Source organism: Streptomonospora litoralis (genome assembly GCF_004323735.1).
In the GTDB taxonomy this organism is placed as follows: domain Bacteria; phylum Actinomycetota; class Actinomycetes; order Streptosporangiales; family Streptosporangiaceae; genus Streptomonospora; species Streptomonospora litoralis.
This window is the reverse complement of the sequence record NZ_CP036455.1, coordinates 934,157-946,783: the sequence shown is the minus strand read 5'-3', so window position 1 is coordinate 946,783 and position 12,627 is coordinate 934,157. Positions and strand designations below refer to the sequence as shown.

General features: G+C 73.1%; 12 protein-coding genes. 4 read left to right on the top strand and 8 right to left on the bottom strand.

Annotated features, from left to right (window positions below; genetic code table 11):
* Window positions 1–85 precede the first annotated feature (85 nt).
* Entirely contained in the window at window positions 86–1,165 is a 1,080-nt protein-coding gene (locus EKD16_RS04090; RefSeq protein WP_131101998.1) for an NAD-dependent epimerase/dehydratase family protein, read from the bottom strand.
* Window positions 1,166–1,284: 119 nt separating this feature from the next.
* On the opposite strand from EKD16_RS04090, the gene EKD16_RS04085 reads away from it, so the two are divergent.
* Both EKD16_RS04085 and EKD16_RS04080 read left to right on the top strand, forming a co-directional pair.
* Complete coding sequence (locus EKD16_RS04085; RefSeq protein ID WP_131097169.1) at window positions 1,285–2,757, top strand: zinc-dependent metalloprotease; 1,473 nt, start codon at window positions 1,285–1,287, stop codon at window positions 2,755–2,757.
* Window positions 2,754–3,317: an NUDIX hydrolase gene (locus EKD16_RS04080; protein WP_131097168.1), complete on the top strand. Its 564-nt coding sequence runs from the start codon at window positions 2,754–2,756 to the stop codon at window positions 3,315–3,317. Before EKD16_RS04085 ends, EKD16_RS04080 begins: the two co-directional genes overlap by 4 nt.
* Window positions 3,318–3,362: 45 nt before the next feature.
* On the opposite strand, the gene EKD16_RS04075 is transcribed toward EKD16_RS04080, so the two are convergent.
* The 5 genes from EKD16_RS04075 to EKD16_RS04060 all read right to left on the bottom strand — a co-directional run bounded on the left by EKD16_RS04075 (window position 3,363) and on the right by EKD16_RS04060 (window position 8,424).
* On the bottom strand, window positions 3,363–3,941 hold the full coding sequence (locus EKD16_RS04075; protein WP_242677223.1) for a M48 metallopeptidase family protein: 579 nt from the start codon (window positions 3,939–3,941) through the stop codon (window positions 3,363–3,365).
* A gap of 224 nt (window positions 3,942–4,165) precedes the next feature.
* Window positions 4,166–4,324 (bottom strand): hypothetical protein, encoded by a 159-nt coding sequence (locus tag EKD16_RS25190; protein ID WP_165498488.1) that lies wholly within the window; start codon window positions 4,322–4,324, stop codon window positions 4,166–4,168.
* Between the two features lie 78 nt (window positions 4,325–4,402).
* Window positions 4,403–4,681, bottom strand: a complete 279-nt coding sequence (locus EKD16_RS04070; protein WP_131097167.1) for a WhiB family transcriptional regulator — start codon at window positions 4,679–4,681, stop codon at window positions 4,403–4,405.
* A 745-nt stretch (window positions 4,682–5,426) separates the two neighbouring features.
* On the bottom strand, window positions 5,427–6,350 hold the full coding sequence (gene tesB, locus EKD16_RS04065; protein WP_131097166.1) for an acyl-CoA thioesterase II: 924 nt from the start codon (window positions 6,348–6,350) through the stop codon (window positions 5,427–5,429).
* A complete protein-coding gene (locus EKD16_RS04060; RefSeq protein ID WP_131101994.1) occupies window positions 6,319–8,424 on the bottom strand; it encodes an ATP-dependent DNA helicase UvrD2 in 2,106 nt (701 codons plus the stop codon). Before EKD16_RS04060 ends, tesB begins: the two co-directional genes overlap by 32 nt.
* Before the next feature lie 398 nt (window positions 8,425–8,822).
* On the opposite strand from EKD16_RS04060, the gene EKD16_RS04055 reads away from it, so the two are divergent.
* Window positions 8,823–9,086: a mycoredoxin gene (locus EKD16_RS04055; RefSeq protein ID WP_131097165.1), complete on the top strand. Its 264-nt coding sequence runs from the start codon at window positions 8,823–8,825 to the stop codon at window positions 9,084–9,086.
* Between the two features lie 78 nt (window positions 9,087–9,164).
* Window positions 9,165–9,650 carry an ANTAR domain-containing protein gene (locus EKD16_RS04050; protein WP_131097164.1) on the top strand — a complete coding sequence of 162 codons (486 nt, stop codon included), beginning with the start codon at window positions 9,165–9,167 and terminating at the stop codon, window positions 9,648–9,650.
* A 39-nt stretch (window positions 9,651–9,689) separates the two neighbouring features.
* Here EKD16_RS04050 and nudC read toward each other — a convergent pair whose 3' ends face one another.
* Complete coding sequence (gene nudC / locus EKD16_RS04045) at window positions 9,690–10,652, bottom strand: NAD(+) diphosphatase (protein ID WP_131097163.1); 963 nt, start codon at window positions 10,650–10,652, stop codon at window positions 9,690–9,692.
* A gap of 91 nt (window positions 10,653–10,743) precedes the next feature.
* On the bottom strand, window positions 10,744–12,129 hold the full coding sequence (locus tag EKD16_RS04040; RefSeq protein WP_131097162.1) for a dipeptidase: 1,386 nt from the start codon (window positions 12,127–12,129) through the stop codon (window positions 10,744–10,746).
* Between the last annotated feature and the right edge of the window lie 498 nt (window positions 12,130–12,627).

The following is a 12,627-nucleotide window of genomic DNA, read 5'->3' as shown; positions in this document are numbered from 1 at the left end:
AGCGGGCGTCGCGGAGGTCGGGCGGCCGCAGCGCCGCCCGATCGGGCCGTGCGCACCCGGCTCGGCGCGGGGCCGAGGGCCCGGCTCAGCGGCCGCGGCGCTTGCGCAGGTGGCGAAGCGCCGCAGCGGTGCCGATGGCGGCCGCCGCGGCACCGGCTGCGCTGGCCGCGGTGACGGTGACCTCTTTGGCGCCGACGTTGCGGCCCACCAGGGAGGACTTGCCGCTGCGCGCGTCAAGCAGCGCCCGCAGCGCCTCGGCGTTGTCGTAGGCCGGCCGCCATCCGCTTTCGCGCAGCGTCGCGCAGTCCACCACGCACGGGTAGACCAGGAACTTCACCTCGCCCGCCGAAGCGGGGGTGACGCCCGCGCTGTGCAGCCGCTGGGTGGCGCCGAAGACCAGGTTGGCGGGCAGGTCGAAGCGGCGCAGGCCGGCGATCTCCTCGGCCTCGCTCTGCGGCAGCGCCCCCTCGCAGCCCACGGCGAGCGCTCCGCCCTTGCCCTCGATGCCCCGAACGGCGACGTGCTCCAAAGCGTCGGCGAGGTCGTCGACGTGGCAGAACTGCCAGCTCTGCTCGCGGCCGCGCACGGTCAGCAGCCGCGGTGCCGCGAAGTGTCGGGTGAGCGCGGTGTCGAGCCCGGGACCCACCAGCGGAGCCGGCCGCACCACCGTCACCGAGAGGCCGGGGTGGGCGCGCCGGGCGCGGCAGGCCAGGTCCTCGATCTCCACCCAGTCGCCGACCAGGCCGGCACCGGTCTCGGTGCCCACCTCGGAGTCTTCGGGCATCGGCACCGGATTGTCGGGGTCGGCGCCGTGCACCATGGTGCTGGTCAGCAGGACGACCCGCGGGACGCGCTGGGCGGCGGCCGCCGTCAGCACCGTCTGGGCGGCGCGCAGGTTGTCGGCGCGCCGCTGTTTGGCCGGGGTCTCCAGGGTGCGGTCGTCGGCGGTGTGCACGAGCACGTCCACACCGGCCAGGCAACCCGCCAGCGAGGGGCTGCGGACGTCGGCGGTGTGCCAAGTGGTGCCCAGCGGGATGCCCGCCGACGCGTCGTCGTGGTCGCCGATCGCGACGATTTCTGCGACCGCGCCGGAACCCGCGGCCGTGACCAGGCGTTCCACCAGGAGACGGCCGAGCCCCTTGGCGGCACCGGTTACCGCGACCACCGGCGCACCGGGGCGGGTGGTGTGCTGTGGGCGAACCTGGCTGGTTTCGGTATTCACTCCGGGCGGCTCCCAGCTAACGTGACAGTGGAGACAAACCTAATCCTGCCTGAGGTCTAATCGTGAGCGACCTACCTTTTGGTTTCAGCATGCCGAACGACCCCGACGACGAGTCCGGGCGCCGCTCGGGCGACTCCGGTTCGGGCGCCGGAAGCGGCGGAAGCGGCGGCCCAGGCGGTGGCGACCCGGCCATGCCCGGCGGCTTCCCCTTCGGCGATCCCCAGCAGATGGCGCAGATGCTGCGCCAGTTCGCCGACATGATGGCGTCGCAGTCCGCGCCCGGCGAGCAGCAGGCCCAAGCCGGTTCGGTGAACTGGGACATGGCCAAGAACATCGCCCGCCACGCGGTGTCGCAAAAGGGCGACTCCAGTGTCGGTGCGCACGACTATGCCAAGGTGCAGGAGGCGCTGCGGCTGGCGGACCTGTGGACCAACGAGGCCACCTCGCTGCCCTCCGGTGTGCACACCATGCAGGCCTGGAGCCGGTCGGAGTGGATCGAGAAGACCATGCCGACCTGGTCGAAGCTGTGCGAGCCGCTGACCCGGCGGCTGGTCGAGTCCATGGGCCAGAACCTCCCCGAGGAGATGCAGTCGATGGCCGGGCCGCTGATGGGCATGGTGCGCCAGATGGGCGGCATGCTCGTGGGCCAGCAGGCCGGCCAGGCCATCGGCGAACTGGCCGGTGAGGTCGTGGGCTCCACCGACGTCGGGCTTCCGCTGGCCGGCGAGGGCACCGCGGCGCTGCTGCCCGACGGCGTGGCGGCCTTCGGTGAGGGACTGGGCATCCCCGAGGACGAGATCCGGCTCTACCTGGCGGCGCGCGAGGTCGCGCTGCACCGGCTGTTCGGGCACGTCCCCTGGCTGCGGTCACACGTCTTCAGCCTGGTCGAGGATTACGCCCGGGGCATGTCCTTCGACATGAGCGGCCTGGAGGAGAAACTCGGTCAGATCGACATCGCCAACCCCGAGGCGCTGCAGGAGGCCCTCGCCGGCAGCGAGGGCGAGGGGCTGTTCCAGCCGCAGGACACGCCGCAGCAGAAGGCGTCGCTGGCGCGGCTGGAGACCACGCTGGCGCTGGTCGAGGGCTGGCTGTCGGTCGTCGTGGACGCCGCGGTCGCCGAGCGGCTGCCCCAGTCGGCCGCGCTGGCCGAGGCTACCCGGCGCCGCCGGGCCACGGGCGGACCCGCCGAGCACACCTTCGCCACCCTGGTGGGTCTGGAGCTGCGCCCACGCCGGCTGCGCGAAGCCGCGGCGCTGTGGACGGCGCTGGAGGAGGCGCGCGGCGTCGAAGGGCGCGACGCGGTGTGGGAGCACCCCGACCTGATGCCCTCCGGCGACGACCTCGACGACCCCGACGCGTTCGTGCACGGCCGCGGCGAGTCCGCGGCCGACGAGATCGACATCACCCAGTTCACCGGCCCTGCCGAGGGTGCGGCCGGCGACTCCGCCGACGAGGCCGCAAGCGAGGGCACCGGGGAGCAGGACGGTCGCAAGGAAGGCCCCGACGGCGGCGGGACGGACGAGGGCTCCGCGTGAGCCTGGCCGAACTGCACGCCCGCGCCCGCTCGGAGCTGGAGACCTGGACGGCGCCCGACGCCGCACAGGATGAGCTGCGCCGCGCCTACCTGGAGCACCTGGACCGCCACGCCGACGCCGTGTCGCGCGACTGCCTGCCGGGGCACTTGACCGCCAGCGCCGCCATCGTCGACCCGGACGGCACCAGCGCGGTGCTGACCCTGCACGCCAAGATCGGCAAGTGGCTGCAGACCGGCGGCCACTGCGAGGAGGGCGACACCAGCCTGAGCACCGCGGCGCTGCGCGAGGCCGTCGAAGAGTCGGGGATGTCCGGCCTGCGGCTGCTGCCCGGCCCGCTGCGGCTGGACCGGCACCGGGTGGGCTGCGGCGGCGGCACCTGGCATCTCGACGTGCAGTACGCCGTGGTCGCCGCGGGCGCCGACGCCCCTCTGTCGCGGGACGCGGCCGAGTCGGCGGATCTGGGCTGGTTCCCAGTCGAGGACATCCCCGAGCCCACCGACGACGCCTGCCGTCTGCTGGTGCGCGCCGCTTCCGACGCGGCCCGGCTCGGTATGCGCTGATCGGGAGGGAACAGCTCGACCCGGGCAAGCTCGACCGGGGAGCGGTCAGGCGGTTCCGTCGAGGTCCTCCTCGACGTCGTTCTCGTCCTCGGCTCCGTCGGTCTCGCCGCCGTGGCCGGCTTCCAGGCGCGGGGCCGCGCTGACGCCCTCAAGGTAGCCGCGGGCCCGTTCGGCCTTGGGGTAGCGGTGCACCAGGTCCCAGAACTCCTGGCCGTGGTGCGGGATGATCAGGTGCACGAGCTCGTGCAGCAGCACGTAGTCGACGACCCAGGAGGGCATGCCCGAAAGGCGCCGCGAGAGCCGGATGGAGCCGTTCTCCGGGGTGCACGAGCCCCAGCGGGTCTGCTGGTTGTCGACCCACCGCACGCTGTCCGGGCGGGCGAGGCCCTCCAGGTAGCGGTCGGCGAGGTCGAGCGCGCGGGCGTGCAGCGAATCGTCGTCGGGGCGGCGGCGCTCTTCGCGTGCCTCAAGGCGCTCCAGCATGCGGTCGACCCAGCGCTTCTCTTCGGCGCGGGAGAACGTGGCGGGGACGAGGACCACCGTCTTGTCCCCGTCGCGGTAGGCGGACACCGTGCGCCGACGGCGGGAACTTCGGCGTACCTCGACCTTCGTGTTCTGAGGCACGATTTCACGGTAGCTCAGAGGCGACACACGCCACAGAGCCGTGTTGGCACTTTTTGCCCCCGACGTCCCGTTCGCCCGTTCCGGGCGGGCACGGGCAACCGCGGAAGATAGCGCAATCCGCGGTGACCAGCGGCCCTTATGAGTGGATCAGGATGGCCGGATCCGGCCACCGCGAACGACACGGGGCCGGCCCCCGAGAGCGGACCGGCCCCGGCGGCCTCACCTCAACATAGGCGTGACCACGGCAATTCCATAAGCAGGCGTTCCGCGCGGCGGCGCTCGCGCAGCTCCGCGCGGAGCCGGCGGGCCGACAGCCGGCGGCGCTGCCGCTCGCGCCGTTCGTCGACGTCGCGCTGCAGGTTGACCAGTTCGTAGAGCAGCATGGCGGTGTGTCCTTCCGGAGCTTGTGCGGATTCTCGGCAGTTGGGCGGGTTCGGGCGGGCGCGGGCCGTGGCGGCCGCTCAGGCCGCCACGGGCTCGGCGTTCTTCCGCGGCCGGCCACGGGGGCGCTTGCGCGGCACGACCTTGCCCGCGACAAGCAGCTGACCGCCCCAGACGCCCCACGGCTCCCGGCGCTCAAGAGCGTCGGCCAGGCACTGCTCGCGGACCGGGCAGTCCTCGCAGATGGCCTTGGCCGCCTCGACGTCCGCCGGAGCCTCGGCGAAGAAGAGGTCGGGGTCCTGCCGGCACGGGATCTCGATCTCGCCGAAACTCGACGTCTCCAGGACCGACGCAAGCATCGGTGTCCTCCCTGATCATTGGTGTCGAACGCGGTTGGCGACTACATCGGCCGGACGTTCGTCCGGCGGTGGGGCCAAGACCTGCGATGCGATCGGCGAAGAGACTCCGAACCTGCCGGGAGGAGCCACTCTCCGCTGAAGATCAAAAAGGCCGCGGCCCCGATGTGGGGTCCGCGGCCACGGGGAAGACACCCGGCCGTCGTGCTAGGCCGGTATGCCCCGTGGACACTCCCCCACTACGCCCATGAGGCGCTGGGTTCCTGCTGCGGGCTTGGATTCCAGTCGGCTGACATTCGCCATGCGGGCGAGCCGGGCGTGATAGCGCTCTCGGCCCGTCCCGGGACGCGTCTGGGCTGCGGTGCACAGATCGCCCAAGACGCCGGCCTCCCGGAACTCAGCGCGCGTGGCGCAGCCGCGGAGCGTGCCCCAGGACATGGCGACGGACCCGCCGGACACGGCGAGGGAACCGAGCTGGAAGATCGTGATCATCGGATTGGGACACCTCCTTCACGGTCGGGCCGACGAACTCTCGTCCGCAGCCTGCGCGGGCGCTGACGAAGTCAACACTAGGGGGGCCGGAAGAAGACCGGCAACCTATTTTCGACCAGGGGTTTCGGCCGGACCCGGCCAGCGGTGGCACGGAACACCCGGCGCGGACCGGGCGTTGCCCGCCGGCCCGGCGGGGGCGGGCGCGCGGCGGTGCCGCCCGGCCTGCGCGGGCACGGGCGGGGCCGCGGGCGGCGGTTCAGGACCCCTGGCCGGTGTCCGGGTCGACCACGCGCAGGAGCCCCTCCTGGACCACCGAGCACACGAGTTCGCCGTCGCGGGTGAAGACCAGTCCGCGCGCCAGACCCCGCGCACCGCCCGCCGCGGGGGTCTCCTGGGCGTAGAGCAGCCAGTCGTCGACCCGGAACGGGCGGTGGAACCACATGGCGTGGTCGAGGCTGGCCATGGAGATACCGGCGAAGGAGCGGCCGTGCCGCAGCAGCACGGTGTCGAGCAGCGTCATGTCCGAGGCGTAGGTCATCAGGCAGACGTGCAGCATGGGGTCTGCGGGCAGCTTGCCGTCCATCCGCAGCCACACCAGGTTGTCGGTGGTGCTGAGGCTCGGATCGCGCTCGACCTCGAACGACAGCGGGCCGGCGGGGCGGAGCTCGATGGGGTGCCAGCTGGCGAAGCGGGGCACCCGGCCGAACGCGGTGTAGAGCCGCTCGCGCATGGTCGGCAGCTCCTCGGGTGCCGGGGCATCGGGCATGTCGACCCGGTGCTCCAGTCCGGGCTCCTCCTTGTGGAAGGACGCCGAGAGCGTGAAGATCGCCTTTCCGTGCTGGATCGCGGTGACGCGGCGGGTGGTGAACGAGCGGCCGTCGCGGACGCGGTCGACGTCGTAGACGATCGGCACCGAAGGGTCGCCGGGGCGGATGAAGTAGGCGTGCAGAGAATGCACGTGGCGCTCTTCGGGCACCGTGCGCCCCGCGGCGACCAGCGCCTGGCCGGCGACCTGCCCGCCGAAGACCCGCTGCGGCCCGCCGTCGGGACTGCGGCCCCGGAAGATGTTGTCCTCGATGCGCTCCAGGTCGAGGATGTCCAGCAGCCCGGCGAGAGTCTGGCCCGGCTGGGCCGGCGGCTCAGCGGTGTCAGTCGGTCTGCGGCTCTGTCCGTCCCCCATGGGGCTCTCCTCCTCGATGGTCGGCGGCGGGCTCCTCGCCTGCGCACAGGGCCAGCACCGCCTCACCGTAGCGCTCCAGTTTCACGGCTCCCACGCCGGATATGCGGGAGAGCCGCCCCTTGTCGGCGGGCACGTACTCGGCGATGGCCTGCAGTGTGGCGTCGGTGAAGATCACATAGGCCGGGACCTTCTGCTCGTCTGCCAGGTCGCGCCGCCACGCTTTCAGCCGTTCCAGCAGCGCCTCGTCGTAGTCGGCCGGGCAGTCCAGGCACCGGGCGAGCTTTCGCTCGGCGGCCTCGGTGAGTGTGTTCCCGCAGATCCGGCACTGCACCAGCCGGGCCTGCCTGCGGTTGTCGCGGCCGGCCAGCGACGGCGATGCCGGGCGCAGGCCGTCGAGGAAGCGGGAGGGCTTGCGGCTCTTGCGACCGCCGGGCGAGCGGGCCAGCGCCCACGACAGCGACAGGTGCGCACGGGCGCGGGTGACCCCCACGTAGAACAGCCGACGCTCCTCCTCGACCTGGTCGGCGGACTCGGCGAAGACGATGGGCAGCAGGCCCTCGGTCAGTCCCACGAGGAACACCGCGTCCCACTCCAGCCCCTTGGCGGAGTGCAGCGAGGCCAGGGTGACGCCCTCGTACTCGGGGGCGTGCTCGGTGGCGACCCGGGCGTCGAGCTCGTCGGTGAAATGGTCCATGGTCGCGCCGGGACGAGCGGCGGCGATGTCCTCGGCGAGCTGGGCCAGCGCCGCCAGCGACTCCCAGCGCTCGCGCGCCTGGCGGCCCTCGGGAGGCTCGGGGGTCAGGCCGAGAGGCGCGAGGATGTCGCGGACGGTCTGCACGAGCGGGTCCGAACCGGCGCCCTGGCGGGCGCCGCGCAGCGTGTGCACAGCCTGCTTGATCTCGGGGCGCTCGAAGAAGCGGGTGGCGCCGCGCACGGTATAGGCCGCACCGGCGTCGGAAAGCGCCTGCTCGTAGGCGGCCGACTGGGCGTTGGTGCGGAACAGCACCGCGATCTCGCGGGCGGGCGTACCGGCGTCGATCAGCGCACCGATCTTGCGGGCCACCGACGTGGCCTCCGCGGGCTCGTCGTCGTACTCGGTGTAGATGGGGTCGGGGCCGTCGGGGCGCTGGGCCACCAGCTCCAGGCGGTGTTCGGCGGCCGGGCCGCGAGCGTGCTTGAGGGCGCCGTTGGCCACCCGCACCACCTGCGGGCTGGAGCGGTAGTCGCGGACCAGGCGCACGACCGTGGCGTGCGGGTAGGCGGCGGAGAACCCGGTGAGGTAGCCGGGGGTGGCTCCGGCGAAGGAGTAGATGGTCTGGTTGGGGTCGCCCACCACGCACACGTCGTCGCGATCGCCCAGCCAGGCGTCCAGCAGCAGTTTCTGCAGCGGGTTGACGTCTTGGAACTCGTCGACGACGAAGTAGCGGTACTGGTCGCGGATGCGGTCGGCGATCTGCGGATGCTCGGCGATCATCGCCGCGGTGAGCTCCAGCATCGACTCGAAGTCGAGCAGGTTGCGGTCGCGGCACTGCTCCTCGTAGGCCTCGTAGACCCGGGCGACGTCGTGGACGGGCATGGGCGCGGCCCGGCCGGCTTTGGCGATGGATTTCTCGTAGTCGGCGGGGCGCACCTGGGTGGCCTTGGACCACTCGATCTCCCCGGCGAGGTCCCGCAGGCCGGTGCGGTCCAGCTGCAGGCCGCAGGAGTTCGCGGCGCGCGCGACCTCCTGGATCTTGCTCTCGATGAGCGAGGGCATCGGGCCGCCGATCGCCTGCGGCCAGAAGTAGGACAGTTGGCGCACGGCCGCGGAGTGGAAGGTCCGGGCCTGCACCCGGGGGGCGCCCAGCGAGCGCAGCCGGCCGCGCATCTCTCCGGCGGCGCGGGTGGTGAAGGTAACGGCCAGGATCTGCTGCTCGGTGGCGATGCCGCCGGCGACCGCGTGCGCGATGCGGTGCGTGATGGCGCGGGTCTTGCCCGTCCCGGCGCCCGCCAGGATGCAGACGGGTCCGCGCAGGGCGCGCGCCGCTTCGAGCTGCTCGGGGTCCAGGCCCTCCAGCACGCGGTCCGGGTCCATGCTTGCGCCTCCAATCCGCTCCGCCCCGTCGGGAGGCGCCGGGGCGGGCGTGGGTTCGTCGGTGGCGGCCGCTTCGGTCTCAGTGGCCACGTGCGGCCCGCCTCTAGCAGACGACCACATCCATCCGCTCAGTCTCTCAAGTCTCGGCCGCCGCGTGTGCCCGGCGGAAGCGGATCGCGCCGCCTGTGGACGGGCGCCGCGCCGCTTCGATGGCCGGAACCGGCCCCCGGACCTCCCGCGGAACCGCGGTGCGGCGCGGCACGTCACACCAGCTGTCCGGAAGAAGCGCCGGGGAAGGTCCGAGCGCCGTGCGACGTTGGAAACGAACGGTGTTCCACGTTGCTTACGGCGGGTCCCGCGATACGGTTCCCGCTCCGCAGATCTAAGGAGGCAGAGCGATGACCACCCAGGACAGCGGTCCGATCACGATGTACACCACCCCCTGGTGCGGCTTCTGCAAGCGGTTGAAGAGCCAGCTGGCGCGCGAGGGCATCGGGGTCGAAGAGGTGGACATCGAACAGCGCCCCGAGGCCGCCGAGTATGTGATGAGCGTGAACGGCGGCAACCAGACCGTTCCGACGCTGGTCTTCGCCGACGGTTCGGCGCTGACCAACCCGTCGCCGGCACAGGTCAAGGAGAAGCTCGCGGCGTCGATGCCGTGATCGCGCGGCACCAGGGCCGCCGCCCGCAACGGACGGCGGCCGGCGCATTTCACGGGGAGTGAGGAATTGGGGAAAGACGTGACGTCGAACAGCACTGCCGATACGGCCGAGGCGGAGCAGGCTCCGGCGGCCGTGATCCGGCGGACGCCCACGGGATGGCGCGTACACGACGGCGAGGAGCTGCCCGACCTGCTCAACGCCATCGTCCTCGCCGACCTGCTGGCCGCCGAGGAGCGCCGGAACGCATCGCCCGCCGCTCCTCCGCGGGCCTCCGATGCGGACGGCGAGGAGGCCCGGCTGCGGGTGACGGTGGCCCAGCTCGAACACGCGCTGCACACCCGCGTGGTGACCGAACAGGCGATCGGCGTGCTGGCCGAGCGCCACCGGCTGACCCCGCGCGAGGCTTTCGAACTGCTGCGCTCGGCGTCGCGCTCCCGCGGCCGCAAGGTCGCCGACATGGCCCGGGAAGTGGTGGCCAGCTCCACCAACCCGCTGACCGCCCTGCCGGGCGAACTCGCCGCCGAGGGCGCCGCGGCCGAATCCGGCCCCCGGCACGGGCGATGACCGCCCGCTCGGGCGGCCGGGGTGACGGGGCCCGGCGGCCTACCACTCCCCGGGCAGCCGGTCGCCGTACCAGTGCTCGATGAGCTTGCGGGCGATGGAGACCGTCCCCGGCAGGAGCACCTCTCGGGATTCGACGGCCTCCCGCAGTGCGGGCCGGGTGAACCAGCGGAAGTCGGATATCTCCTCGTCGTCGGTGCGCCGGGTGCTTCCGGTGGCGCGGGCCGTGTAGCCGAGCATCAGGCTGCGCGGGAACGGCCACGGCTGGGACGCCTGGTACACGGGATCGGCGATGGAGACCCCCACCTCCTCGGCGACCTCGCGCGCCACCGCCTGCTCCAGGGACTCCCCCGGCTCCACGAAACCGGCGAGCACCGAGTAGCGGTTGTCGGGCCAGCGCGGGTTGTGGGCGAGCAGGCACTCCTCGGCCCCCGCGGACTCGCGGTGCACCAGCATGATCACCGCGGGGTCGGTGCGCGGGTACTGCTCCGTGCCCTCGCGAGTGCACACCCGCAGATGGCCGGCGCCCGCGGAGCGGGCGGACGCGCCGCAGGCGGGGCAGAAGCGGTGGGTGGCGTTCCAGTGGGCCAGCGCGACGGCGCGGGTGAACAGGCCCGAGTCGCGGTCGCCCAGCACGGCGCCCATGTCGCGCAGCGAGGCCGGTTCGGTGCCGCGGATGTCGGGGAACCCGCCTTCGCCCGGGGCGAGTACGGCGAAGTACGCGCGGCCGTCGTCGTCGACCCCGAGCAGGAACCGCTCACCCTCGGGGGCCTGGGCGGGAGAGGCGAAGACCAGTCGCGGCTCGCCTGCGTCGGCGGCGACCAGGGTGCGCGACCGGCGGGCCAGCAAGGCGTACCTGCCTTCGGAGGCGGGGTCGCCGGATTCGAGCACCAGGACGCGGGCCTCGGGGTCGGCCCACGCCTTCTCCAGCCATGCGTCGTCGCCGCGCCGGTGGCCGGCGGGGTCGATGGTCCCGCGGGAAAGCGCGGGTGTCTCGTCAAGCATCGGCTCTTCTCATCGTAGGCGGGTGGCGGGACGCAGGGGCCCCCTTCCAGCGCCGCGTCCGGCGCTTCCGCCGGCGCTGCGCGGTCCGCGCTCACCCGGTCCGCGGCGCCCGGCCCAGCCGCTCCCACAGGTAGGCGGCGCTCTCGGCGCCCTTGAGCAGCAGCGGGATCTCGACCTTCTCGTTCGGCGCGTGGATGCGGTCCTCGTCCAGCCCGACGGCGACGAAGACCAGCGGCGCGCCCAGGATGTCGGCGATGTCGGCCTCGGGGCCGCTGCCGCCCTCGCGGGTGAACAGGACCTCGGTACCGAACGCCCGCTCCATCGCCGAGCGCGCCGACCGGACCGCTTCGGAGCCGATGTCGGAGGCGCAGGCCCGGACGCCCGGACCGCCGAAGACGACATCGGCGTGCAGGCCGGCGGGGACGCGGTCGGCCACGAACGCGCGCACGCACTCCTGGATGCGGGCGGGCTCCTGGCCGGGCACCAGCCGGAAGCTGACCTTCGCGTGGGCCGAGCGCGGCACGATCGTCTTCGCGCCCGCGCCGGTGTGCCCGCTCCACATCCCGTTGATCTCGGCGGTCGGCCGCACCCAGACGCGTTCCAGCGTGCTGTAGCCGGCTTCGCCGGAGGCGGCCGGGCTTCCGGCCGTGCGCAGCCACTCGGCCTCGTCGAAGGGCAGTTTGGCGATGAGGGCCCGCTCCTCTTCGCTGATCTCGGCGACGTCGTCGTAGAACCCGGGAACAGCGACGCGGCCGGCGTCGTCGTGCAGGCCGGCGAGCAGGTCGGCCACGGCGCGGGCGGGATTGGGGATCGCACCGCCGAAGGAGCCGCTGTGCACGTCGGTCTCGGGGCCGGTGACGGTGATCTCGCAGTCGGTGAGTCCGCGCATCCCGACGCACATGGACGGCGTGTCGGCGGCCCACATGGTCGTGTCGGAGATCACCACGACGTCGCAGGCCAGGCGGTCACGGTGGCGTTCGAGCAGCGCGGGGAAGTGCGGGGAGCCCGACTCCTCCTCGCCCTCGATCAGCATCCGCAGCGTCACCGGGGGCGCGCTCCGACCGGAGGCCGCGAGCCCGGCCCGCACCGCCAGGGCGTGGAAGAGCACCTGGCCCTTGTCGTCGGAGGTCCCTCGCCCGACCAGCCGGTCACCGCGCTCCTCGGGCGCGAAAGGCTCGGTGTCCCACCCGTCCGCGACGCGGGCGGGCTGGACGTCGTGGTGGCCGTAGACGAGCACGACGGGCGCGTCGGGGTCCTCGGCCGGCCATTCGGCGAAGACGGCGGGCAGGCCGTCGGTCTCCCAGACCTCCACCGTCGGGAACCCGGTGGCGGCGAGGTGGTCGCGCAGCCACTCCGCCGAGCGCCGCACGTCGCCGTGGTGTTCGGGATCGGCCGACACCGAGGGGATTGCCACCCACTCCTTGAGCGCGGCGACGAAGTCGCCCCGATGCCCTTCGACGTAACCGCGCACGTCCATACCCGACCGCTTCCTTCCCAGCCGACCGACTCCGCGGCGGATGACCGCTGCCACCGAGCCTAAGTCCTGTCCTGCACGCGATTACGCGTATCTCCCCGCGCGCAGGGGTGCGGCCGGCGCCGGACAGGGCACGGGGCGGCCGCCCTTTGGGAGGGGATCGGGGCTCGGGAACGGCCCGCGAAGCGTGTGCCCCGGCGAGCCTCCGCCGGCGGGATCGAAGCCGTCGCGCCCCTTCGTGCCGGTCCACGGGTCGCCGGTGCTCGAAAGGGCCGCGGCGATCCCGGTGCGCAAGCAGGTGCCGGAACCGCGTAGGGACCCGTCCCGCACGTGGGTCGGCGCACCTGCGCCGCCCACCGGGGATCCCTGCGAGCTACGCCGGGGTGATACCTGCGCGGGATGCCTGTCGCGGTACCGCGGCCTAGAGTGAGCCGGGTACCGGGCTGCTGTCTCGGCGTCCCTGCGGCCCGGCGGGGGTGGATGCGGCGGGACGCCCGACGG